This window comes from Actinocrispum sp. NPDC049592, assembly GCF_040675465.1.
Lineage (GTDB): Bacteria > Actinomycetota > Actinomycetes > Mycobacteriales > Pseudonocardiaceae > Kibdelosporangium.
In genome coordinates, this window is record NZ_JBFAPA010000026.1 from 128,706 (window position 1) to 150,437 (window position 21,732).

At 67.4% G+C, this 21,732-nt stretch carries 24 protein-coding genes and 1 pseudogene; 11 read left to right on the forward strand and 14 right to left on the reverse strand.

From position 1 onward, the window contains the following. The first annotated feature begins 15 nt into the window (after positions 1-15). The gene (locus AB0J95_RS46530) at positions 16-1,722 is read left to right on the forward strand and encodes a hypothetical protein (RefSeq protein ID WP_364772643.1); all 1,707 of its coding nucleotides are present in this window, start codon (positions 16-18) and stop codon (positions 1,720-1,722) included. Here the strand turns inward: AB0J95_RS46530 and AB0J95_RS46535 are convergent. Next, complete coding sequence (locus AB0J95_RS46535; protein ID WP_364772645.1) at positions 1,719-2,564, reverse strand: hypothetical protein; 846 nt, start codon at positions 2,562-2,564, stop codon at positions 1,719-1,721. The two genes, AB0J95_RS46530 and AB0J95_RS46535, sit on opposite strands and share 4 nt — an antisense overlap. Positions 2,565-2,745: 181 nt before the next feature. Between AB0J95_RS46535 and AB0J95_RS46540 the strand changes: the two genes are divergently transcribed. Beyond that, positions 2,746-3,087, forward strand: a complete 342-nt coding sequence (locus AB0J95_RS46540; RefSeq protein ID WP_364772647.1) for a YciI family protein — start codon at positions 2,746-2,748, stop codon at positions 3,085-3,087. A gap of 54 nt (positions 3,088-3,141) precedes the next feature. On the opposite strand, the gene AB0J95_RS46545 is transcribed toward AB0J95_RS46540, so the two are convergent. Both AB0J95_RS46545 and AB0J95_RS46550 read right to left on the reverse strand, forming a co-directional pair. Further along, positions 3,142-3,939, reverse strand: a complete 798-nt coding sequence (locus tag AB0J95_RS46545; protein ID WP_364772648.1) for a polysaccharide deacetylase family protein — start codon at positions 3,937-3,939, stop codon at positions 3,142-3,144. A 125-nt stretch (positions 3,940-4,064) separates the two neighbouring features. Next, on the reverse strand, positions 4,065-4,736 hold the full coding sequence (locus AB0J95_RS46550) for a nitroreductase family protein (RefSeq protein WP_364772649.1): 672 nt from the start codon (positions 4,734-4,736) through the stop codon (positions 4,065-4,067). A gap of 71 nt (positions 4,737-4,807) precedes the next feature. On the opposite strand from AB0J95_RS46550, the gene AB0J95_RS46555 reads away from it, so the two are divergent. Then, positions 4,808-5,716: a LysR family transcriptional regulator gene (locus AB0J95_RS46555; RefSeq protein ID WP_364772650.1), complete on the forward strand. Its 909-nt coding sequence runs from the start codon at positions 4,808-4,810 to the stop codon at positions 5,714-5,716. A gap of 57 nt (positions 5,717-5,773) precedes the next feature. Here the strand turns inward: AB0J95_RS46555 and AB0J95_RS46560 are convergent, their stop codons facing one another. The 3 genes from AB0J95_RS46560 to AB0J95_RS46570 form a co-directional block, all read right to left on the reverse strand. Next, positions 5,774-6,826: a right-handed parallel beta-helix repeat-containing protein gene (locus tag AB0J95_RS46560; protein WP_364772651.1), complete on the reverse strand. Its 1,053-nt coding sequence runs from the start codon at positions 6,824-6,826 to the stop codon at positions 5,774-5,776. Then, positions 6,826-8,763, reverse strand: coding sequence for a hypothetical protein (locus AB0J95_RS46565; protein WP_364772653.1), 1,938 nt, complete (start codon positions 8,761-8,763; stop codon positions 6,826-6,828). The genes AB0J95_RS46560 and AB0J95_RS46565 overlap by 1 nt, the downstream gene beginning before the upstream one ends. 86 nt (positions 8,764-8,849) lie before the next feature. Further along, positions 8,850-10,070 carry a glycosyl hydrolase family 8 gene (locus AB0J95_RS46570; protein ID WP_364772654.1) on the reverse strand — a complete coding sequence of 407 codons (1,221 nt, stop codon included), beginning with the start codon at positions 10,068-10,070 and terminating at the stop codon, positions 8,850-8,852. Between the two features lie 365 nt (positions 10,071-10,435). Between AB0J95_RS46570 and AB0J95_RS46575 the strand changes: the two genes are divergently transcribed. Continuing rightward, positions 10,436-10,819: a MarR family transcriptional regulator gene (locus AB0J95_RS46575; protein WP_364772779.1), complete on the forward strand. Its 384-nt coding sequence runs from the start codon at positions 10,436-10,438 to the stop codon at positions 10,817-10,819. A 57-nt stretch (positions 10,820-10,876) separates the two neighbouring features. Continuing rightward, positions 10,877-11,782 (forward strand): LLM class flavin-dependent oxidoreductase, encoded by a 906-nt coding sequence (locus AB0J95_RS46580; protein WP_364772656.1) that lies wholly within the window; start codon positions 10,877-10,879, stop codon positions 11,780-11,782. Positions 11,783-11,816: 34 nt separating this feature from the next. On the opposite strand, the gene AB0J95_RS46585 is transcribed toward AB0J95_RS46580, so the two are convergent. Together AB0J95_RS46585 and AB0J95_RS46590 are read right to left on the reverse strand one after the other, a co-directional pair. Beyond that, positions 11,817-12,035, reverse strand: coding sequence for a hypothetical protein (locus tag AB0J95_RS46585; protein WP_364772657.1), 219 nt, complete (start codon positions 12,033-12,035; stop codon positions 11,817-11,819). A 308-nt stretch (positions 12,036-12,343) separates the two neighbouring features. Then, positions 12,344-12,538, reverse strand: coding sequence for a hypothetical protein (locus tag AB0J95_RS46590; protein ID WP_364772787.1), 195 nt, complete (start codon positions 12,536-12,538; stop codon positions 12,344-12,346). Here AB0J95_RS46590 and AB0J95_RS46595 point away from each other — a divergent pair. Beyond that, on the forward strand, positions 12,465-13,106 hold the full coding sequence (locus tag AB0J95_RS46595; RefSeq protein WP_364772781.1) for a hypothetical protein: 642 nt from the start codon (positions 12,465-12,467) through the stop codon (positions 13,104-13,106). The genes AB0J95_RS46590 and AB0J95_RS46595 overlap by 74 nt on opposite strands. 73 nt (positions 13,107-13,179) lie before the next feature. Here AB0J95_RS46595 and AB0J95_RS46600 read toward each other — a convergent pair whose 3' ends face one another. Beyond that, positions 13,180-14,319 carry a nucleotide disphospho-sugar-binding domain-containing protein gene (locus AB0J95_RS46600; protein WP_364772658.1) on the reverse strand — a complete coding sequence of 380 codons (1,140 nt, stop codon included), beginning with the start codon at positions 14,317-14,319 and terminating at the stop codon, positions 13,180-13,182. A 128-nt stretch (positions 14,320-14,447) separates the two neighbouring features. On the opposite strand from AB0J95_RS46600, the gene AB0J95_RS46605 reads away from it, so the two are divergent. From AB0J95_RS46605 to AB0J95_RS46620, 4 genes and pseudogenes are all read left to right on the forward strand, one after another. After that, positions 14,448-14,891 (forward strand): hypothetical protein, encoded by a 444-nt coding sequence (locus tag AB0J95_RS46605; RefSeq protein ID WP_364772660.1) that lies wholly within the window; start codon positions 14,448-14,450, stop codon positions 14,889-14,891. 419 nt (positions 14,892-15,310) lie between these two features. Continuing rightward, positions 15,311-15,376: pseudogene (locus tag AB0J95_RS46610) on the forward strand (hypothetical protein); the annotation flags it as partial. 122 nt (positions 15,377-15,498) lie between these two features. Beyond that, positions 15,499-15,843: an ATP-binding protein gene (locus tag AB0J95_RS46615; protein WP_364772661.1), complete on the forward strand. Its 345-nt coding sequence runs from the start codon at positions 15,499-15,501 to the stop codon at positions 15,841-15,843. Next, positions 15,831-16,655, forward strand: coding sequence for an NAD(P)H-binding protein (locus AB0J95_RS46620; protein WP_364772663.1), 825 nt, complete (start codon positions 15,831-15,833; stop codon positions 16,653-16,655). Before AB0J95_RS46615 ends, AB0J95_RS46620 begins: the two co-directional genes overlap by 13 nt. Here AB0J95_RS46620 and AB0J95_RS46625 read toward each other — a convergent pair. The 5 genes from AB0J95_RS46625 to AB0J95_RS46645 all read right to left on the reverse strand — a co-directional run bounded on the left by AB0J95_RS46625 (position 16,642) and on the right by AB0J95_RS46645 (position 21,102). Beyond that, positions 16,642-17,871: an FAD-binding oxidoreductase gene (locus AB0J95_RS46625; protein WP_364772665.1), complete on the reverse strand. Its 1,230-nt coding sequence runs from the start codon at positions 17,869-17,871 to the stop codon at positions 16,642-16,644. The two genes, AB0J95_RS46620 and AB0J95_RS46625, sit on opposite strands and share 14 nt — an antisense overlap. Before the next feature lie 85 nt (positions 17,872-17,956). Continuing rightward, a complete protein-coding gene (locus tag AB0J95_RS46630) occupies positions 17,957-19,564 on the reverse strand; it encodes an AMP-binding protein (RefSeq protein WP_364772666.1) in 1,608 nt (535 codons plus the stop codon). 2 nt (positions 19,565-19,566) lie between these two features. Then, entirely contained in the window at positions 19,567-20,424 is an 858-nt protein-coding gene (locus tag AB0J95_RS46635; protein WP_364772668.1) for a crotonase/enoyl-CoA hydratase family protein, read from the reverse strand. Between the two features lie 130 nt (positions 20,425-20,554). Continuing rightward, complete coding sequence (locus AB0J95_RS46640; protein ID WP_364772783.1) at positions 20,555-20,755, reverse strand: helix-turn-helix domain-containing protein; 201 nt, start codon at positions 20,753-20,755, stop codon at positions 20,555-20,557. Then, the gene (locus AB0J95_RS46645; RefSeq protein WP_364772789.1) at positions 20,731-21,102 is read right to left on the reverse strand and encodes a hypothetical protein; all 372 of its coding nucleotides are present in this window, start codon (positions 21,100-21,102) and stop codon (positions 20,731-20,733) included. Before AB0J95_RS46645 ends, AB0J95_RS46640 begins: the two co-directional genes overlap by 25 nt. Between AB0J95_RS46645 and AB0J95_RS46650 the strand changes: the two genes are divergently transcribed. Then, a complete protein-coding gene (locus tag AB0J95_RS46650; RefSeq protein ID WP_364772670.1) occupies positions 21,014-21,289 on the forward strand; it encodes a hypothetical protein in 276 nt (91 codons plus the stop codon). The two genes, AB0J95_RS46645 and AB0J95_RS46650, sit on opposite strands and share 89 nt — an antisense overlap. The last annotated feature ends 443 nt before the right edge of the window (positions 21,290-21,732 follow it).

A 21,732-nucleotide genomic window follows, 5' to 3' on the forward strand; every position in this document is an offset into this window, starting at 1 on the left:
GGGAGGATCAACGCCATGCGACTGCGCGCGCTGCTCGCTGCTGCCGGTGCTCTGCTCATGGTCCTGCCAACGACTTCCGCGGTCGCGGACGACCGTGGCCGGGACTGTGACTGGACCCAATGGGGTCAGAGTGCCGCTCACAACGGTGTGGCTTGTGTCCGTGCCCAGCGGGACCTGCGGCTGCTGGCCCGCATCGTGGTGGATCCGTTCGCGGAACAGGAGGACACCGAGGGCGGCGGCATTCCCGTGCACTACCCGGTGCCGCTGGTCGACAACGACGGGAACGTGTTCGCGCTCAAGAAAGGCGGCTCGTTCGTCAGCTGTGACCCGCCCGGCTCCGGCGAACCCGCGCCGTGCGGGCTGGACCCGGCGAACCTCAACCGGATGACGTGGTCGGTCCAGGCGCTGCGCTGGCGGCACGGCCAGCTCGCTCCACAGTGGACGTTCACCACCGACTGGAAGCCCACCCAGCGGTTCTTCGAAGCCATGGTCCAGTCCGCGATGACCGGCGACTCGATCTACGTGCCCGGCGCGGGTGGCACGGTGTTCCAGCTGTCCAAACGCGACGGACGGGTGCTGCGCCGGATCAACCCGCTGGGCACGACTGTCGACCCCGACGCGTTCGTCGCGGGCAGCCTCACTCTGGACTCACACGGAACCTTGTTCTACAACGTCATCAAGGGCGAGGACAGCTGGCTGGTCCGCGTCGACCGCAACCGGATCAGCAAAGTCGCCTACGGCTCCCTGATTCCCGGCGCGCCCAGCCCCAATGACCTGTGCTACACCAACTTCCAGGTCTCCGGCGCCGAACGGCCGTACCCACCACCGCCGCAACCCGACGGCTCGCCGACCCTGCCGCGGCAGACGAGGTGCGGGCCCCAGCGCGCCGCGATGAACGCCGCCCCGGCGGTCGGCCCGGACGGCACGATCGTCACCCTGTCGCGCCCCACCGGGCCGAGTACGGAGAACTACAGCTACCTCGTCGCGTTCAACCCCGACTTGACCCTGAAGTGGGCCAGCTCGTTGCGTCTCCCGTTGAACGACGGCTGCGGAGTCCTTGTGCCGTACGGCACCGGGTTCTACGACTGTCGGCCGGGAGCTGCTTTGGGCGTCGACCCGAACACGAACCTGGCGCCGGTCGCCTCGGTGCTCGAACAGGGCTCGGCGGCGCCAGTGATCCTGCCCGACGGCAACATCGTCTACGGCGCCCGCACCTCGTACAACGGCTTCCGCGGGCACCTGCTGAAGTTCGACAACCGGGGCCGCTACCTGGCCAGCTACGACTTCGGCTGGGACATCACGCCCGGCGTGCTCCGGCACGACGGCACGTATTCGTTGCTCATCAAGGACAACCACTACCTGACTGGCGGCCCGTTCGGCCTGACGCTGCTGAACGCCGACCTCAAGAAGGAATGGTCGTTCACCAACACCGAGACCAAGACCTGCCAACGCGACCCGGACGGCTCGATCACGTGCACCGACGACGGCCAGCACCCCAACGGGTTCGAGTGGTGCGTCGCCGCCCCGGTGATCGACCGTGACGGCACCATCTTCGGCCTGTCCGAGGACGGGAACCTTTACGTCATCGACAAACAGGGCAAGTTGCGGCAGCGCGTGTTCCTGTCCAAGACCGTGGCATCGGCGTACACCCCGCTGTCACTCGACTCCCGTGGCCGGGTCTATGCGCAGAACAACGGCGAGATGTACGTCCTGGGTCACTAGCGGGCTTTCGCGTAGTCGTTGATGAGCCCGGCGGCCTGCTCGGGGTCGTCGACGGTCACGATGAAGCGTTTGTCGTTGCGCAGCAGCAGTTCCAGGGCCGGGCCGCGGCGGATCACCACCGCCGTGCGGCCCGGCCGGCGCCGCCAGCCCCAGCCGCCGTACGCCAATGGGGCCACGGTGATGACGTGGGCCTCCTCGATCTCGGCGAGCGGGATGATCCGGCGCGGCCACTTCAACAGTCCGATCTGGACGACAACGGCCGCCGGGCCCACGACCACTTCGACGGTGGCGAACGCGATCACCACCCCGACCGTCAGAATCACGACCGTCGCCAGCGGGCTTCCGGTGACGAACAACGCGACCAGCACGGCGATCGGCGGGATGACCAGCATCCACCGGTTGTGCGCCCGCCCTGTCCAGACCGACGGGCCGGGGTTCGGCGCGGGTCCGGGACCTGCCAGCCAGGCGCCGATGAGGGCGGCGATCAGGCCGATGACGAGCACGGCCGGGATGGTGATCCAGGCGGTGGGCAGGTTCGCCTCCTGCCAGCCGCGCTTTCCGGCGTTCACGATCAGCCCGGCCGTGTTCCCGGCCACGAGCAGGCCACCGAGCGCGTAGATCGAGGCGGTGCTGTCGCGCCCGTGGCTCGCCGTGAGCGCCGCCCACGCCACGATCCAGCCGACTGCCAGCGCCGTCGTGACCAGCCCCCACGGCGCGTGCGAGTTCGGGTGGCCGTCGAGTCCCCAGTGGATCGCGATGTCGGCGGGCAGGTTCAGCAGCAGCGGCGGGATCACCAGCCCGGCCAGGATCAGGGCCGGGATCACGGTCCGGTGCACGCTCATGACAGCTCCTCGACCATCGCCATCTGCCTCGTCACCCCAAGCCTGCGCGCCTCGCCGCCGATCCGCCGTACGAGTCACCCCGATTTTCTTTGGCGGAAATGTCGAGTGGTGTGGGTGGCCGATCGACGTGGGGGTGTCGGCCGGTCAGAGTGGCTGGTCCGGGACGGAAGTGGAGACGGTCATGCGGTTCTTGATGATGCACCGGTTGCCCGAGAGCGCCGCCGAGGCGTGGAACCCCAGCCCCGAGTTCGTGGAGCGGATGGGCGGGATGATCCAGGACTGGGTCGGCAGGGGGATCCTGATCACCGCGGAGGGCGTGCACACCTCAGAGCGCGGGGCGCGGGTGCGCAAGACGGAGGACGGCGTCACGTCGGCCGACGGGCCGTTCGGCGGCGAGGTGATCGGCGGGTTCGCGCTGATCAACGCCAAGGACCGGGCCGAGGCCGTGGCTCTCGCGGAGCAGTACGCGGCGATGTTCGACCGCGTCGAGGTGGAGATCCGCGAGATCCACGAGTTCGAGTGACACCTGGCTCGTCCCGAGAGGTCGCTGGAAGAGCGGCGAACCGGGACAAGCCACTTACGCCGGGAGGTCGAACTGGTAGCCCTGGGCCGCCAGCCACGGCAGCGCCGACCTCAGGGCGGCGACGGTTTGCGAACGGTCGCCGCCCGCGTCGTGCAACAGCACCACGTCGTGGTCGCCCGCCCGCTTGATCGCGGTGAGGATGGCGTCGGTGCCGGGCTTGGTCCAGTCCAGCGTGTCGATGGACCAGGCCAGGCACTGCATGCCGAGGCTCGCGGCGATCCGCTGCACCGAGTCGGGCTCGGCGGCCTTGCCGAACGCGCCCGCTGGGGCGCGGAAGTACGGCACGCTGGCGTCCGGTGCCGCGGCCAGGATCGCCTGCAGGCCACCCTCGATCTCCTTGTGCCGCACCGAAGCGTCCCGGTTCGGCAGGTGCTCGTCGTGCGTCATCGAGTGGTCGCACAGGGCGTGCCCACCGGCGACGATCTTGCGGACCAGTGCCGGGTAGGCCTTGGCGTTCCTGCCGACGAGACAGAACGTGGCCTTGACGTGGTACTGCGCCAGCAGATCGAGCACCTGGGGAGTCCAGGTGGGGTCCGGGCCGTCGTCGAAGCTCAGGGCGATGTGCTTGCCCGGCGCGGGAGTCGTGTGCCCAATCACCTCGGCGTGGGTGGCAGGCGCGGTCTTCGGCGTGGTCGTCGGCGAGGAACGCACCGGGGTCGCGTCGTCCTGCGGTGGCGGCGGAACGGTCACCGTCACGGTGGCGGGACCGACGGGCACCCCCGTGGTCTGGACCGCGCCACACGCGGAGAGCAGACCGACCGACACGAGCAGAGCAGCGATCTTCGTACGCATTCCCCGAACCTCCCCTGTGAACTCCTGCACCCTGGGAGACGCCTTGCGTGGCAAGGGGTTCGCCGGTTCGGGGAAATCTTGTTACAAAGCAACCCGCCAGGCGGTCATGCGTCCATAGGACAGTTTCAGACCACGATCAGGGCCTCGGACAAGGGCTTGCGATCGAGGAGGGGAACCTCGCAGTCGTCCGCCGGATAGCCGACGGGGAACAGAATGTACGGCCGTTCGCTCGACGGGCGGCCGAACAGCTTGGCCAGGAACGACATCGGGTTGGGGGTGTGGGTGAGCGTGGCCAGGCCCATGGTGTGCAGGGCGGCGATGAAGAACCCGCAGGCGATCCCGATGCTCTCGGACACGTAGTAGTTCTTGCGCAGCGACCCATCCGGCTGCGGGGTGCTCTTCTGCGCGAAGGCCACCACGAGCCAGGGCGCGGTCTCCAGGAACTCCTTGTGCTCATCGGTTTCCAGCCGCGCGAGGGCCGCATGCCAGTCGGGTGCGCTGCGGTCGCGGTAGAACCGGCGCTCCTCGGCCTCGGCGGCCTCGCGGATCCGGCGCTTGAGCGTGGGATCCTGGGTGGCGACGAACGTCCACGGCTGATGGTGGGCCCCGCTGGGCGCGGTGTTGGCGACCCGCACGGCGGTCTCGATCGCCGCCAGCGGCACGGGATCCGGCGAGAACCAGCGCACCGACCGGCGCGCGGACATGTGCCGGTAAATGTCATTGCCCCGGCTCAAGCCATCGGGCAACCGCGGCGGTGTGTACGGGACGAACGGGTGCGTGTGAGTGCGTAGCGGCATGTCCCGACCCTGACACGGGTCGCGCTCATCGGTCCAGCTCGGAAAACTCGGCAATCCCATAAACTGACCTCATGAGTCTCCCGCCCGTCTCACTGCGGCAGCTCGAGTACCTGGTGGCCGTCGCGGACACCGGCGGGATGACCGCGGCCGCAGCTCAGTGCCATGTTTCGCAGTCGGCGATCTCGCTGGCGGTGGCGGATCTGGAGCGTCTGCTGGACGTCCGGCTGGTGATCCGGGGACCCCGCCGCGGCACCTCGCTGACCGACGCGGGACGACAGGTGGTGGCCGAAGCTCGCCACGTCCTCGGCGCGGTGGCCGACCTGAGCACCGGCGCCCAACGGCTCGGCCGCGACCTCGCGGGCAGGCTCCGGATCGGCTGCTACAGCCCGATCGCCCCGCTGCACCTGCCGCCCGCGATGGCCGGGTTCCGCGCCGGGCACCCCGAGGTGGAGATCGAGTTCATCGAGGGCACCCTGCCCGACCTGCAGGCGCGGCTGCTGGACGGCACCTGCGAGCTTGCCTTCCTGTACCAGCAGGACATCGTGCCGGGTATCGACACGACCATCCTGTACGACCAGCAACCGAGCGTCCTGCTCTCCGCGAAGCACCGCCTGGCCAAGCGAAAAGCCGTCTCCCTCAAGGACCTCGCCGGGGAACCGTTGATCCTGCTGGATGTCCCACCCAGCGCCCACTACTTCCAGGCGGTGTTCGACGCCGTAGGCCAGCCCATGCACGTTGCCCACCGCGCCAGCAGTTTCGACCTGGCTCGCGCGATGGTCGCCCGCGGTCTCGGCTATTCCCTTGCTGTGCAACGACCTCAAGCGAACGTCTCGCTGGAAGGCCTGCCGCTCAAGTCAATCCCACTCCGCGACACCGTACCCACCACGCCGGTCGTCCTCGGCTGGGCCGCGGGTGGTCGCCTGACCAGAAGGGCCGAGGTCTTCCTGCGCTTCTGCGGCACGCTCTTTCCGTTACCGTGAAGCGCGGACGGCGCCTGGATCCCCGCCGGATCCAGGCGCCGTCCGGTGATCGGCGGTCTAGGGCGTGACTGGGACGTTCGTCAGGCCCTTCTTCGCCTTGGTGACGGTGTTCGATGCGTACACCACGTTGGGCTTGTTCTTGCACTGCGACACGGTGGTGATGTTGATGGCGTATTGGCCGACCCCGCCGAGGTCGGACTTGTTGTTACGCCACTTGGTGCCACAACCGCTGGGGAACGAGGGGCTGGTGCTGATGTTGTGCGTCTCGTACCCGTTGGCCAGGGTGCCCGGTTTGCTGAACGTGCCGGTGTTGTCCTCGATGGTGTAGTCGGTTCCCTTGACGTCCACCCAGGAGTCGGCCGAGTGCTCGCCGGTGATCCCCTTGCCGTTGAACGTGTTGCCGCGGACGACCCCGTTGAGGGTGCCCTCCTTGATGTCCAGGGACTCGGCGGTCACGTTCGGGCCGATGGTGTTGCCCAGCACCTGGACCCGGTCGGACTTGTCCACCCCGCCGGAGTTGCCGTGGCAGCCCCAGTTGGAGACCGCGGATCCGATGTAGACACCTTCGCCGTAGCCCTTCTGCACCAGGCCGGTGTCGGTGACCTTCGAGTCGCGGATGATGCTGTCCGCCGAGGACTTCCGGAAGTGCACGCCCTCCTCGTCGACGTGGTGCACGTACACCCCGTCGATCACCGTGTGCTGCGAGTTGTCCGCGACAATGCCCTTTTTGGACTCCGCGACGGTGAACCCGGTGAGGTTCCAGTAGGGCGCGTTGTACAGCCAGAGACCGTAACCGGAGTCGAAGCCGGACGTGGGCGCTGGGCAGTCCGGAGGGTCACCGGCCGGTCCGTCGTTGATCAGGACCGCGTTCGCGGGCCCGGTCAACGTGATCGGTTTGGCCGACGTGCCGGCCTTCTGCGCCACGAAGGAACCGTGGTACGTACCGGCCGCCAGCTTGATCGTCTGGCCGGGGGCCGCCTTGGCCAGCGCGGCCCGCAGCTGGGCGGCGGTGCTGACGTTGACGGTGTCCGCCGGAGCCGCGGCCGTGGCCGGCAGCGCAGCGAGCATCAGCGTCAGCACACCGGAAACGATGAGCGCTTGGCGTTTCATCACTTGCTCGCCACGGACTTCAGGAACAGCGACTTCCCGTTGTCGGTCCGGGTGTCCAGGACACCGTGCCCGCCGGAGTAGTTCTGCTGCTCGTTGTGCGCCCAGTCGGCGATCGGCGTGCCGCCGACGTCGAGGTGGTGGAACGCGCCGGTGGCGTCGACGCCGAACTGGTAGATCTTCTTGTGGTCGGCGTAGTAGTCGGCGTACGGGCCACCCTGCACCAGCTGCTTGGACATGGTGTTGTTGAAGAACACGTTGTCCGGGCCGGACGAACCGGACCACTTCACGGCCTTCTTGCCCGCGGCCCACCAGATCGGGAACCAGTTCGAGTCGTCGGGGCCGCCGCCGCCCTCCTCACCGCAGTTGGACGTGCAGTTGGCCGAGCGGTGCTCCCACGGAACCTTGGAGGTGTTGAGCTCGAAGAGGTTGTTGCGCTCCCAGCCGCCGTGCAGGTTCATGTCCGAGTCGAAGTCGTTGCCGATGGCCACGTTGCCCGAAGCCGACCACTGGAACGTGAAGTGCCGCAGGTTGCGGGTGGTGTTGCCGGCGTACAGCGAGTCCCACACGCGCGAGCCACGGAAGTACCCGTTGCCGCCCTTGCCCTTGTTCCAGGAACCGTCCAGGTAGTTGTTGACGATCTGCAGGTTCTTGGCCTCCTCGGTGACGATCGGGTGCGACCCGGTCATCTCCGCCTTCACGCCGCGCACCCAGTCGTTGACCGCCCACTTGAACACGATCCCGTGCATCTCTGCGGCCGGGTCCATGTTGCCGTAGTTGTGGATCGCCTTGTTCTTGTCCAGGTTCGGCATGTCCTGGGTGAAACCGAAGTTCTCGAAGCCCACACCGACAACGGGGTCGACCAGCGGCGCGGCCTTGGAGTCGTACACCGCGCCGTCGATGGCGGGCGAACCGTCCGAAGTGGAGTTCACCGGGACGTCGTACTCCAGCGGCTTGTCCAGCGTCAGCGTGCGCTTGGCGGTGTCCACCGACACGATGGTGAAGATCTGCTGGCGCATGTGCATGTTCAGCATCGGCCACTCGGTGCCGGTCGCCTGCTGCTGCTGGTAGAACTTCTGCGAGTTGGCCGCGCGGATGTTCACGTAGCCGCCCGGTTTGAGCGCGGTGAGCGTGCCGCTGGCCAGGTAGACCACCTTGTCACCGGTGCGGGCGGCGAAGCCCTTGTCACCCGGCTTGGCGGCCAGCTTGACGCCGGACTTCCAGTGCACGTTCACGGTGCCCTCGAAGATGTCCTTGCGGTTGGCCGGCGCGGACTTGTAGTCGCTGGCGTAGCTGGAGTGCACCTCACGGGACTGCACCCGGAACAGACCGCGGCCGGGCCACAGCCAGCCGCCTTTGCCCTGCCCGTAAGGCATTCCGTCCTCGTCCCAGTCCGAGCCGTCCGGGGTGATGGCGTCGTACAGGGTGTTCTTGTCCGGCCGGTACACGATCTTGGTCGCGTCTATGCCCTGGCCGCGGATGATCAGGTAGTCGGCGTCGGTCTTCAGCTCGTGGGTCACGATCAGCTGGCCCGCGGGCAGTTCGATCAGGCTGAGCTTGGTGTAGCTGGCCGACGGGGAGCAGCCTGACCGGATGTCGTCGATGGCCTTCTGCAGACCGGCGGTGTCGTCGGTGGTGTCGTTCGGCGTCACCTTGTACTGGCCGGCCAGTTCCGCTGGGGTGATCTGGCACTTGGCCGCGGGGTTGATGTCGCCGTTGCCGGGCAGGGGCATGCCGCCCCGGTAACCGGCCTTCGACCAGTCGTAGACGCCGTTGATGGGTGCGCGGCGGTTGCCGGCGGAAAGGTCCAGGTTGGTCAGTGCGGCGCTGGCCGGGGCGGCCTGGGCGGCCTGGATCCCTTGGGACATACCGGCACCGACCAGGATCGCGGCAGCGCCGAGGACCAGTGCCTTGGACACCGCGGACACACGTGTGGACATGGGGAAACCTCCAAAGCAGGGCGGCGGTATGGGGGTCTCGGAGAGCGGGGGAAGTCCCGCCGCCGGGCGAACGGCGGGACCTGCCGCTACGGTGCGATGAACTTGCCGGACAGGATCAACAGCACCTGCAGGGTGATGCCGGTCCCGTAGTAGTCCGTCTTGTCCGGGCTGAACTTGTCGATCTGGTTGAACAGCTTGTCCAGCCAGGCCTGGCTGCCCGGGTCGGTCATCGCCGCGACCGCGAAGGGCGCGGTGAAGCAGGGGTGTTCGCCCGACTCGGTCTTCTTGCCTGCCAAGGTGTACCCGGAGCTGATCTTGGCCGGGTCGCCCCCGGTCGCGCTCTGGATCCAGGTGTTCATCTTGCGCACCTGGGCCAGCGCCGCACTGCCCTGGATCGTGATCGCGTCGGCACCGAGCCGCCAAGGGTCACGGCAGGCGTTCCAGCTGTAGGCGCCGTCGTACTGGCCCTCGAGGAAGTTGGCCGGCGCCGGCTTGGGGGTGCTGTTGGTGTTCACGACGAAGTCCGGCAGCAGGCCGGTGTTCGGCGCGTTCTTCGACTGCAGGTTGCTCACGGCCTGTTCGTGCTTGGTCCGGATCTGGCCCCACGTGGAGTCCCCGGTGGCCTTCTCGAACGCCCGGAAGTGCCCCGGCATCCAGTCGGACGAGCGCGAGCTGTTCTTGTACTCCGCGTCGTTGCCCCAGTCGCCCAGCAGCATGAACTTGGTGCTGGAGCTGACTTCGCTCTTCTTGATGGCGTTGATGATCCGGACGGCCTCGGCCTTGTAGTTGACCGAACCCGAGGAACCCCAGACCTTGTCGGCGATCAGCAGACCGTAGGCGATCTCCAGGTCGCCATCGGTCGCCGAGTCGCTTCCGTTGACACTCTTGCAGTTCGCGTTCTGTTCCGCGGCGTGCAGGTCCTTGTTGTTCACCGAAGGGTGGGCTTTGACGAACTTCAGGATCCCGTCGAAGATCGCCTTCGCCTGGCTGTCCTTGTCGGCCATCATCGCGGCGATGGTCATCCCGTAGCCCTCGCCCTCGGCCACATAAGCGTGGTCGGCGTCCTTGGACAGCACGGCATACGTGCCCGAGCCACACTTGGTCGACAGGAAGTTGGCCTTCCAGAAGTTCCAGTACTTCATCACCGCGGCGTCTTGGGTTGCCTGGGACACCGATGGTCTGATCGTTCCGGGGACGTAGCCGGCCGCCGTGACTTGCAGGGCGACCTGCGCGGTGGCCGGGGCGGCTGTGCCGAGACCGGCGATCAACCCGGTCACGACAGCCAGGATTCGCAGGGGTTTACGCATGCTCTCCCTCGCTCGTCGATGACAACTCTCGGTGGCGGCGAGTGTGGAGAGCGTGACACGCGAGCCGAAACCTGGTCAATACTGTTAGGAAAGTTTCCTAACTAAACCGAGGAAGATGTGGTCTTTGTGTTCACGCTGCTGAACCCCTCGGTTCGGTAACGGGGTCTTGGGTTGAACGCCGGGCGTGCTTGGCCGCTTTTGGTACGTCCATACTGGACAGTCGCTGGATCTTCTTGTGTTCCATCGTGTTTCATGGACAAATCCGGCAGGACGGTCATGGGTGTTACCGTGGCGGTGTGGGTACTGATGAGGGGTCGATCGGGGTGGTCGCCGCTTTGGTGCGGGCGTCCTTCTTGGTCAATGCCATGTACACGGAGTCGGCGCGGGAATATGGCCTGACTCCGCAGCAGGGGCAGTTGTTGTGCGTATTGATGGCGCAGCCGTATGGCATGGGGGAGCTGAGCTCGATGCTGGGGCTGGCCAAGTCGAGCCTCTCGGGTCTGGTGGATCGCTGTGAACGCAATGGTCTTGTCCGGCGGGAGACCTCGGCGCAGGACACCCGGGCGGTCAAGGTCGCGTTGACCCCGGAGGGGGACCGCTTGGCGGGGGAGTTCTACGCGGAGACGTGCCGGCGGGTCGACATGTTGCCCGCGGGGTTGTCCGCTGCGGAGCGGGATGCGTTGGCTGTCTTGCTGGGGCGGGTCGTCGCGGACAACAAGGTGCCGGTGGTGTTCCTGGAGACGAGTTGAAGTTCGTAGTGCGAACTATTATAGTTCGTAGTACGAACTAGCTCCCTGGGGGAAATCTTGGACGTCATCTTCGGTTTTGGCGCGCCCAACGAGGCCGAGGCGAGCCCGTCGCTGTTGAGCCTTGTGCAGCAAGCGGACCGCGACGGGCTGGACCTGTTCTCGTTGTCGGATCACCCGTATCTCGGCGCGCACCTCGATGCCTACTCGGCCATCGGGTTCCTGCTTGGCCGGACCTCACACATCGCCGGTCTCGCCAACGTCACCAACCTCCCGACTCGGCCGGCGCCGATGCTCGCCCGGGCCGTGACCTCCTTGTCGGCGTTGTCCGGCGGGCGGATCGTGCTCGGGATGGGCGCGGGTGGGCGGTTGAACCGGATCGCCGACATGGGCGCACCTTCGTTGTCCCCGGGTGACGCGGTCGACGCGTTCGAGGAGGCGATTGTGCTGGTCCGCAAGCTGTCCGGCGGCGGACCGGCGATCACCCACGAAGGCCGCCACTATCGCGTACACAACATCGAGCCGGCCGCGGTGCCCGCCCCACAGATCTGGACGGGTTCCAACGGGCCCAAGTCGTTGGCCGCCACCGGTCGCGTCGCCGACGGCTGGATCCCCGGCCACGCCGCGGACTGGCTGAGCCCCCGCTACCGCGAGTCGCGCCCGATCATCGACGAGGCCGCGGCATCCGCGGGCCGCGACCCCAGCGCCATCCGCACCATCTTCAACTTCCCAGGCCGCATAACCGAACGGGACCTCCCCGCCACCCGCGACGACACCGGCCGCTGGATCGGCGGCTCCCCAGCCCAATGGATCGACGAACTCACCACCGCGATCCTCACCCACAACGCCGCCGGCTTCATCCTGTTCTCCCCGCAAGGCGGCCCACCCGACCCCACCACCCTCGCCCACTGGTCCCAGCACATCGCCCCCGCCCTCCGCGAGACCATCACCAAAGAACGCGGCTAATCAAGAACGAACTTCGGCTCGGCCCGGGCACCTATCACCCCAATCTCCACCCACCGTCCACCCGGGTCATGTAGTCGATGTTGCCCAAGTCGACCTCCCCAGTCGCCGGTGCCGACGATCCAGTGAGGCTGGGCAGGGTAGGGGCCGCGAGCAGGGCGATCAGGGGCAGCACGCAGGCCGGGATGGGCCCGCGCGGGGAGTCGAAGGTCGGCACCGCCAAAGCGGGGACGACCAGGACAAATGCCGGCTTCACGGTCCCAGCCTGCCGGGTCAAAACGGATTTTTCGCCCCCGAGGTTGAGGAGGAGGCGTTCAACTCCGGCTCACGGTTCTTCGTGCCGGTGGCCGTGATCTTCGTGGATTGCCTCGTTCTCTACCCGGTCCGCAGTTGTTGGTGGGTGTTGATCTTTACGCTGCCGCTCATGAGGACTGCTCATGAGCCTGGTGGCTGGGTTGTATTCCGGTATGACTTGGAGCGTCCGCAGGGGACGGTGGACGATCCGCTGTTGGTGGCCCACCCGGGGTTGTTGGCCGGGTTGGCGGGGCGGGGGCGTCGGCATGGTCAGCCGTTCCTGATCGGTCCTGGTGGGCGTCCGGATGGGCGGGTGAACGCGTTCTTCGCGTCGCCGCGGATGTTGAGCCGCTCGCCGTTGACGTGGAAGAAGTACGCGCAGTCGCTGGGGATGTGGCTGAACTTCCTGTTGGCGCTGGGCCGTCGCTGGGACGAGGCGACTGAGGACGACGCGGAGTACTTCAAGGAGTGGCGGCTGTCGGAGCAGAGCAACCCGCGGCTGGTTGAGGCGAGCACGTTCGCGGCGAACCTGGCTGGGTTGCGGAAGTTCTATCGGTGGGCGGCGCGCCGCTACGGGGTGGCCGACCCGGTCGCCGCCATGGACGACTTCGACTTGAAGCCGCGTGGTGTCCGCGGGCAGGACGCGAAGTGGCTGGACCCGGCTGGGTATCGCCGGTGGCGTGACCTCGGCGTGCGCGGTCTGGGCCTGGGAAACACCCCGACCTCCGCGACCACTTCCAACAACTCGCGCACCACGCCCGCCGCACGGCGGCCGAGTTCCGGGACAACCACGACCCATACACCCAGCTGCAACGCGACCACGACACGCTCAAGAAACACTGCGCGGGCCTCGAACAGCTCATCCGCACCTACGCCCACGTCATCCACGAACTCTCCCTCGAGAACCAGACCCTCCGCGACCAGCACGCCGCAAGGCACGCCTCCGTCACACCATTCAGAACGTCTCATAAGGCTGAGGAATGATCCAAGATCAGCAAACGCAACCACGGTTGTCTGGCATACGTCCGACTGACACATTTCGGCCGCAAGGCCTACCAGCGCTCCGGCGCGCTGAGCTCGGTCGAGGCCCAGATCACCAAGCCGGATCAGCTCACCAGCGCGACGAGCTTCGACACCAGCTCCGATGGCAGGGGGCGTGCGGCGTTCTCCGCGCGGAGTCGCTCGCACGCCGCTCTGATCTCCTTGTCCTCCAACAGCTTCGTGAGATGCGAAGCGTCCACAGTGGTGTCTTCGGGCCACAGGCCGATACCAGCGTCGCGGACGAGTGTCGCGTTGTCGAACTGGTCGGCGCTGTGCGGAAGCAGCAACTGCGGCACTCCGGCGGCCAGCGAGGTGAAGGTGCTGCCGGAGCCGCCGTGGTGCACGATCGCGTCGCAGTGCTCCAACAGGGCGTTCAACGGGATCCACTCGACGAGGCGCACGTTCTCCGGCAGCTCGCCCAGTTCCGCGACGTCGGAGTCGCCGAGCGCGAAGATGAATTCCGCGTCGATCTCCTTGGCCGCCTCGACGATCTGGCCCAGCGCGCCGACGGACATCAGGCCGACCGCGGTGCCGAGGGTGACGCACACCCTCGGCCGTTCCCGCTTGGCGAGCAGCCACCCCGGCAGCACCCCGCCCGCATTGTACGCGACGTAGCGCATCGGCCACCCGATCTGCGGGGTGCCGAGCCCCTCGGTGGCGATGTCGATGATCGCGTCGGCCTCGGTCGGCCGCGTCACGCCATGCCGGTCGTAGGCGTCGGTGTACTTCGCGTACAGCGCGAGCTCGTCGGTCCCGCGCGCCGAGCCGAAGTTGTGCTGCACGGCGGGAATTCCGAGCTTCGCGGCGATGAACGGGCCCGCGGAGTCCATCTGCTCGAAGACCACCAGGTCCGGCCGCCAACCCTGGGCGGCGGCGAGCATCCCCTCGGTGAGCCGGTCGCCGAGCGCGGCGAACACCCGCGCGACGAGCTCCATCGCCCGCCGCGGGTCCTCCACGGACAGCTCGCGGAGCGAGGCGAAGTCCCCGAACCGCTCGTTCTCACGCATTGTAGTCTCGAAGAACTTCATCACGTCCAGCCCCGGCGCGGCCTCCACCGCGGGCAGCCCAGCTTGCGCGGCGCGCTCGACGACGTCGCCGGTGCTGGCGACCAGCACGTCGTGACCCCCGGTCCGCAGCGCCCAGGCGAGCGGGATCATCGGAAACAGGTGGCCAAGCCCCGGCGACGACGTGAAAAGAACTCGCACGACTTCCTCCCTAAAAGTCTGTTGGCGAATGGTGTGGGTTGGTCGTGAGCGTGTCAAGTACCGGGTTTGGTGGAGACCGGGTTAGTTGGTTTCCAGGGTTGCGGTGACCGGCTGGGTCATCGCGTGTAGTGCTTCGTACGGCCACCCTGGCGGTTGGCGAGCAGCTCACGGACACCATCGTCGTGAAGGCCGCCATCATCGCGCTGGTGACGATGGCGCTACACGAGACGGCCGCATCGATCCGTGATCGGCGCGCCGCCAGCAACCCCTACACGGTCACACGCGATGCGCTTGCTGACCTCATTGCCGAACTCGCGCACCTCACGAGCACCTCTAACACCAAGCCGGCTTACCCCCACCAGATCCCAGTCAGCCAGATCCGAATACTGGCAAAAACGTATAAGGTCCAGAAAGCCCTCATGAATATCCGATGGAAAGACGAAGCCACCTGCTGGAACATTCTCGGCGAACTCGCCGTATACCTGAACAATTCGCCAAGGATCGACGAGGACGAACTCAAAACACTGCTCTATAAACTGCGCGCAACAACGATCCCGGCTTCCCGCGACTAACCATCAATTAGTTCACCCAACGCGCCGAAGAAGTAACGACGGGCTGAGCGCGAACATTCGGTCACTGCGGTCTTCTCTCCGAAGCAACTCGGCTGGTGTGAGTGCTGGAAGCCGTGCGATACCTCGACGCGGTGAACCGGGCGGTGTCAACAACAGGTCCAAACCGGCGAGAGAATGATGGCGTGGTTCGTGACCGGCCGGACACTGCGCCCGGTCGAGGCGATCCGCCGCGAGCTGGCCGAAGTGAGCGAGAACAACCTCAATCGACGATCCCGCCATCCCGTGACGAGATCGCCAAACTCGCGCGTACCACCAACGAAACCCTTGACCGCCTGGAGGAGTTCCACATCCGCCAGTAGCAGTTCGTCGCCGACGCCAGCCACGAGCTCCGCAGCCCGCTCACGAACCTCCGTGTCGGCTTGGAAGTCGCTCTGGCACATGCCGATCGCGCGGACTGGCCCCGGATCGCCGGGCAGTCGTTGGAGGACATCGAACGTCTGCAGAACCTCACTACGGATCTGTTGCTGCTGGCCGTGAACGACAGTGGCGCCCCATCCCGTTCGGCCCCGTTGACCTCGCCGCCTTGGTTCGTTCAGCAGCACGGCCAATGGTGGAGTACGAGGTTCCCGCGCATGCTTTCGTTCACGGCAACCCCGGTCAACTCGAACGCCTGCTGCGCAACCTCATCGACAACGCCACCCGCCACGCCGCAACCAAAGTCACCGCGACCATCCGCGTCGACTCCCATGTAATCCTGGAAGTCCTCGACGACGGCCCCGGCATTCCCGTCGCCGACGTGAGCGCGTGTTCGAACGCTTCACCCGCCACCACGCCACCCTCACTCTCGAAGACACCCCACCGGCGCGCTGTTCGTCGCCCGCTTCCCGCCGCTGCGGGTGTGGTAGAACCGGGGTACTGGGCGAGACTGGGGAGTGGTGCATGTTTCTTGTGACGGGTGCGACCGGCAACGTGGGGTCGGAGCTGGTCAAGGCATTGGTAGCGGCCGAGGCGCCGGTGCGGGTACTGGCGCGGCGGGCGGATGTGGTGGTGCCGGACGGTGTTGAGGTGGCGGTCGGGGATCTGAACTCGGCGGAAAGTCTGGGCGACGCGTTGGCAGGCGTGCGGGGAATGTTCCTGATGCCCGGTTATGGCGGGATGGAAGGGATGTTGGCGCAGGCGCGGGAATCGGGCGTGCAGCGCGTTGCGTTGTTATCGGGTGGGTCGGCGGCGTTGGAGGACATGAGCAACGCGGTGTCGCGGTACATGACGTTGTCCGAGCGGGCGGTCCGCGATGCGGGGATGGAATGGACCTTCCTGCGGCCGCGGGCGTTCATGTCCAACGTGTTGCGGTGGATGCCACAGTTGGAGGCGGGCGACACCGTGCGGGCGCCGTTCCCTGATGTGCGCCTGGCGTGTGTTGACCCGCGGGACATCGCGGCCGTTGCCATGCACGCGTTGACCGAAGAGGGGCACGACGGCCGGATCTACGACCTGACCGGCCCGGAGTCCCTGTTGCCCGCTGAGCAACTCGCCGTCGTGAGCCGCGTTCTCAAGCGGGACCTGAAGTTCGTGGGGATGACCAACGAGGAAGCCCGCGCCGACATGGAAGCGAACATGCCGGTCGAGTACGTCGACGCGTTCTTCAACTTCTACGTCGACGGCGCCTTGGACGAGTCCGAGGTCCACCCGGACGTCGAGAAGGTCACCGGCCGCCCAGCGGGCACCTTCGACCAGTGGGCCAGGCGCACCTTCACGCCGGCGTGATGTTCAGGTTGCGGCTGAACAGGTTGGTGGGGTCGTAGACCGTCTTGATGTCCCGCAGACGCTGGTAGTCGGCGGCGGTGTAGGCGGTCTCGACGGCGTCAGGGTCATGCAGGAAGTTCAGGAACGAGCCGCCGGTCGCGTACGGCCACAGCCGCTCCGGCTCGGGACCGTCGACGGTGATGGAGAACGGGACGGTGCGGTGGCCGGCGGGGCTGGTGCCGCGGGCGATCGCGCCGCCCCAGTACCGGACCTCGACGGCGTTGCTCTCGCGGGCAACGTCCAGCACGACGGACGAGTCGGGCAGCGCTGCGAACAGGTCGAAGTTGCGCGGCGCCGTGCCGGGCACGCTGGCCCGCGCGTACGGAACCGAAGCGAAGGTGTCCTCAACCGGCGTGTCGATCCACAGTGGACGGAGAGCCCGCTGGGCAGCGTCGGCGTCACCGGCGTACATCGCCCGCACGGCAACGGTCGAACCAACCAGAGCGATGGTGCACGTCAACTCCGACGGCATGACCGGCGCGTAGTCCCGGTACCGCTCCAGCAGCTCTGCGGCGTGCGAGATCGGGAACAGCGCCTGACCCGCGTACACCGACGCCACGGGGTGCAGGCGGATCTCCAGCGACGTAGTCACGCCGAAGTTGCCGCCACCTCCGCGCACCGCCCAGAACAGCTCCGGGTTGCGGTCCGGCGTCGCGGTGACCGGCACGCCATCGGCGGTGATCACGCTGACCTTCAGCAGGTTGTCCGCGCCGAGCCCGTACTTGCGGGACAGCGGTCCCAGCCCGCCACCCATCGTGAACCCGGCCACCCCGACCGTCGGCGAAGACCCGGTCACCGGCGCCAACCCGAACGGCGCGGCAGCCGCGACCACATCGGCCCACACCGCACCGGCGCCGACCTTGGCGATCCGCCGGTCCGGGTCCACCAGCACACCCGTCATCCGTGACGTCTTCAGCAGCACCCCGCCGTCCGACGCGACGTGAGTACCGTGCCCGGTCGCCTGCACGGCCAGCGCCAGCCCGCGCGCTCGAGCCCACGTCACGGCAGCCGCCACGTCCGCGGGGCGGCTGGCCGAGACGACGACCTCCGGCCGCGCGTCGAACGCCGGGTTCAGCGAGGCCCGCTCCCGGTCGTACCCGGGGTCACCCGGCCGGAGCACCTCCCCGCGCAGCTCGGAGCCGGTCCACGAACGCTGGGTGGCGAGGTGCTGGGTCATCGGACTGCCTTCCGCTAGGAGCTGCTTCACCCCTGCGTCGGACACACCGGACGCACATCGACAAAGTCGTCCAGGATTTTTCGCGTCAGGTGAGCTGGGCGAGCGCGCCCTCCTCGATCTGCGACCGGAGCCGGAACTTCTGGATCTTCCCGGACCCGGTGAGCGGCAGGTCAGCGGCCTGGAACCAGCGAGTGGGGGTCTTGTGCGGGGCCAGGTGGACGCGGCAGAAGTCGTGCAGCTCCTGTGCCGAAGGAGCCTGGTCGACGGGCACGACCACGGCGGCGACGATCTCGCCCCAGGTGGCGTCCGGCAGGCCGAGGACGGTGACGTCGCGGACACCCGGGTGGGTGAACAGCACCTGCTCGATCTCGGTGGCGTAGATGTTCTCGCCGCCACGGATGATCATGTCCTTGAGCCGGCCGGTGACCTTGAGATAGCCACGCTCGTCGAGAACGCCCAGGTCACCGGTATGCAGCCAGCCCTTGGCGTCGATCGTCTCGGCCGTGCGTTCGGGCATGTCGAAGTAGCCGAGCATGGCCGAGTAGCCGCGCGCACAGATCTCGCCGGTCTCACCGAACCCCACCGTCTCCTGCGTGACCGGGTCGAGAATGGCCAGCTCGAGCTGCGGAAGCGTCCGTCCGGCGGTGTTCGCCTTGTCGTCCGGCGAGTCGTCCGGAAGGGTCTGCGTGACCACCGGCGACAATTCGGTCTGCCCGTACACGGCGGTGAACTTCGCGCCGAACCGGTCCTCCACCCGGCGGACCAGCTCGGGCGGGATGGGACTGCCGCCGGACAGGATCCGCGACACCGACGACAGGTCGAACGAGTCGAACTCCGGATGCGCGAGCATCGCGATCAACATGGTCGGCACGCCACCCACAACGTCCGCGCGGTGTTCCTGCGCGGCGGTCAGCACGAGCGTCGGGTCGAACAACTGGACCAGGCCGAGCGCGGCGCGTTGATGCGCGCACCCAAGCACGCCCATCGCGCACCCGGCGGTGTGGAACAGCGGCATCGGCGAGACCTGAGTCCCGCCAACGGGAAGCCCGACCCGCTCGGCCATGAACTTGGCGTTGGTGACCAGGCCGCGGTGATGCAGCAACGCGCCCTTGGGGAACCCGGTCGTGCCGGAGGTGTAGTGGATCTGCGCCGGATCCCCAGGCTGAACGTCAGGCAGCGAACCAGGAGACGCGCGGAACGTGGCCCAGTCCTCGAACGAGAAAACCCGCAGCCCGGAGATTCCCGAGATCGCCTCCTGCGCGATCGCGGTCATGTCGCTGCCCCGGAACGCGGAAGCGTGGAACAGCCCCGAGGAACGCGATTGCTCCAGCACGTAACGCAGTTCGGTCGCGCGCAGGGCGGGGTTGGCCGTGACGATGACCAGCCCGGCCAACGCGGCGCCGTACTGCAGGATGATCCACTCGGGAATGTTGGGCGCCCACACCGTGATCCGGTCACCCGGCGCGAACTGGGTCAGCAGCCAGTGCGCGCACTGCTCGGACTCGTCGAGCAGCTGCTGGAACGTCCACTTGCGACTCGTGCTGTCCGCACCGGACAACGAGGGCGAGCCCGGTGGCACGATCTCGATGATCGCGGTCTGGTCCGGCGCGTCGGCGGCCGCCGCGCGCAACAGGTCTCCGGTCGTCAGCTCCAGCACGGATTCGCTGGTGTCGGCGGGCCAGTAGGCGCTCATGGTCACTCCTCGTCGAGCGTGGGGATGGGGCCGCCGCCGTCCGGGATCGGCCTGCCGGAGTCGCGCCACTTCACCGCGGCCGGGAACCCGTGCTGGGCGGCGAACTCCTGGAACCATCGGCCTTCGGGGGAGTGGCGGGTGATCCCGTCGAACAGGGTGGCCAGGATCTGGGTGCCGTGCAGGCCCATGTTGTCGTACGCCTGGTTGATCATCAGCTTCTGCATGACGAGCTGGTTGACCGGCACTCCGGCGATGCGGTCGGCGAGCTTCTCCACCGCACTGTCCAGGTCGGACGCCGGAACCGCCTCGACCACCAGACCCCAAGCCGCGGCGGTGGTCCCATCGATGGTGTCGCCAGTGAGCAGCATCCGTTTCGCCCGTTCGGCGCCGAGCCGGTAGACCCACATCGCGGTGGTTGGGCATCCCCACACCCGCGCGGGCATGTAGCCGATCCGCGCGTCCTCGGCCATCACGACGAGATCGCAGGACAACGCGATGTCGCTGCCTCCCGCGACCGCGTAGCCCTGGACCTTGGCGATGGTCGGCTTGAGCGAGCGCCACAGGCTGAAGAAGTCGTCGGTGTTGCGTTTCATGTGCTGGTAGTCGCGGATCGGGTCCCACACCGGCGGCTGCGTGAAGTCGCCCTCTTCGGCGTACTGCTTGAGGTCGTAGCCCGCGCTGAACGCCCGGCCCGCGCCCTGCAGCACGATCACGTGCACCTCAGGGTCCTCGTTGGCCCGGTCGACCTGCTCGTGCAGCCGGCGGGCCACCTCGGCGGTGATCGCGTTCAACCGGTCCGGCCGGTTCAGCGTCAGATAGGCCTTCCGGTCCCGCACCTCGTACGTGACGACATCACCCACGAACCGCTCCTTCCTACGGGGTTGCCAGCCAGTATGGCCGTCACCGCGGCAGCAGGGAGACCTGGTAGTGATCGATCTGCCAGCCGACAGGGGTAGATGCCCCGGCTTGGCTGCCCGTCGACGACGCGTATCAGCCGAGCAGATCGGCGACGCAGGCCAGGTAGAGCTTGAACGCGAACCGGGCGTCGCGAGTGTCCCGCCCGGTGAGGTCCTCGATCTTGGCCAGCCGGTAGACCAGGGTGTTGCGGTGGATCTGCAGGTCGGCGGCGGCGCGGACGAGGCTGAACCCGGACTCGCACCAGGCGATCAGGGTGGACGCGGCACCGGCCAGCCGGCCTGGTCCGAAAGGGAGCTGAGCAGCCCCCGAACGAACTGCGCACGAGTGTGTTCCGCGCTCGACGCGACCAACTCCTGCACGCGAACGTCGTCGATGTGCACGACACGGCCGATCCCGGGAAGCCGGGCGGCCATGCACAACGCGGTCGAAGCGTCCTGATAGGAATCGCGCAGCGAGGCCACGCTCGCCGCGACAGCGCCGATTCCGGCGACGCAGTCCGGTCCGAAGCCGAGCTGCAGGACCTTCTTTTCCTTGCCCAGCACGACGAACCGGCCCGCACCGGTGCTGCCGATGATGTCCTGCGGGTCGTCGTCGAACACCTTCCGCAGCGCCCGGATCATCCGCGCGGGGCTCGACGGACGCCTCCACCACGACGGCGACTCGCCCTACCAGCAAGTCGTAGCCGAGTTCCGAGGCGCGACGCAGCACCAGGGAGGACTCGGCGGTCTCCCGGTCGTAGTGGGCGATGTCCCGGTCGGCGGCTGTCCGCTCACCGCCAAGAAGGACACCGTCAACGCTGTGTCATGAACTGATGCTGCCTGCCCCCGTTCAATGGGCTCGGATAGTGGGTGAGAAAGGGTCGGCGACCTCGTTGAAGAAGATCGCCGGTCGTGCCGACGCCTTGTCCAGCGGCGACGTGCCCCGAACGCGGTCGCGTCCGGCCGGTCGATTCCCGGCCGTCAGCCCCGTCGGGCATCGCGTACCTGGCCGCGTGCGGCCGGTCGATACTCGACCCGACCACCCCATGGCCGTGGTGTACCTGGTTGCGTACGGACGGTCGATTCTCGGCCCGACCACCCCCGTCGGCCATTCTGTACCTGGTCGCGTCCGACCGGTCGGTACTCGGCCTGAGCAGCCCCGTGGGCCATCGTGTGCCAGATCGCGTGCGGTTTGCTCGGTCCGGCCAGCCCCGTGGGCCGTCGTGTATCTGGTCGCGTGCGGGCGGTCGGTGCTTGGGCTGGGCCAGCATC

Excerpts from the sequence above, each read along its gene's own strand:
- AB0J95_RS46560 (WP_364772651.1), bottom strand. The coding sequence starts at position 6,826 with ATGAAACGCCAAGCGCTCATCGTTTCCGGTGTGCTGACGCTGATGCTC.
- AB0J95_RS46565 (WP_364772653.1), bottom strand. The coding sequence starts at position 8,763 with ATGTCCACACGTGTGTCCGCGGTGTCCAAGGCACTGGTCCTCGGCGCT.
- AB0J95_RS46595 (WP_364772781.1), top strand. The coding sequence starts at position 12,465 with ATGTGGCTGAACTTCCTGTTGGCGCTGGGCCGTCGCTGGGACGAGGCG.
- AB0J95_RS46555 (WP_364772650.1), top strand. The coding sequence starts at position 4,808 with ATGAGTCTCCCGCCCGTCTCACTGCGGCAGCTCGAGTACCTGGTGGCC.
- AB0J95_RS46645 (WP_364772789.1), bottom strand. The coding sequence starts at position 21,102 with ATGATCCGGGCGCTGCGGAAGGTGTTCGACGACGACCCGCAGGACATC.
- AB0J95_RS46575 (WP_364772779.1), top strand. The coding sequence starts at position 10,436 with ATGTACACGGAGTCGGCGCGGGAATATGGCCTGACTCCGCAGCAGGGG.
- AB0J95_RS46530 (WP_364772643.1), top strand. The coding sequence starts at position 16 with ATGCGACTGCGCGCGCTGCTCGCTGCTGCCGGTGCTCTGCTCATGGTC.
- AB0J95_RS46540 (WP_364772647.1), top strand. The coding sequence starts at position 2,746 with ATGCGGTTCTTGATGATGCACCGGTTGCCCGAGAGCGCCGCCGAGGCG.
- AB0J95_RS46625 (WP_364772665.1), bottom strand. The coding sequence starts at position 17,871 with ATGACCCAGCACCTCGCCACCCAGCGTTCGTGGACCGGCTCCGAGCTG.
- AB0J95_RS46620 (WP_364772663.1), top strand. The coding sequence starts at position 15,831 with ATGTTTCTTGTGACGGGTGCGACCGGCAACGTGGGGTCGGAGCTGGTC.
- AB0J95_RS46535 (WP_364772645.1), bottom strand. The coding sequence starts at position 2,564 with ATGAGCGTGCACCGGACCGTGATCCCGGCCCTGATCCTGGCCGGGCTG.
- AB0J95_RS46545 (WP_364772648.1), bottom strand. The coding sequence starts at position 3,939 with ATGCGTACGAAGATCGCTGCTCTGCTCGTGTCGGTCGGTCTGCTCTCC.
- AB0J95_RS46615 (WP_364772661.1), top strand. The coding sequence starts at position 15,499 with ATGGTGGAGTACGAGGTTCCCGCGCATGCTTTCGTTCACGGCAACCCC.
- AB0J95_RS46630 (WP_364772666.1), bottom strand. The coding sequence starts at position 19,564 with ATGAGCGCCTACTGGCCCGCCGACACCAGCGAATCCGTGCTGGAGCTG.
- AB0J95_RS46570 (WP_364772654.1), bottom strand. The coding sequence starts at position 10,070 with ATGCGTAAACCCCTGCGAATCCTGGCTGTCGTGACCGGGTTGATCGCC.
- AB0J95_RS46550 (WP_364772649.1), bottom strand. The coding sequence starts at position 4,736 with ATGCCGCTACGCACTCACACGCACCCGTTCGTCCCGTACACACCGCCG.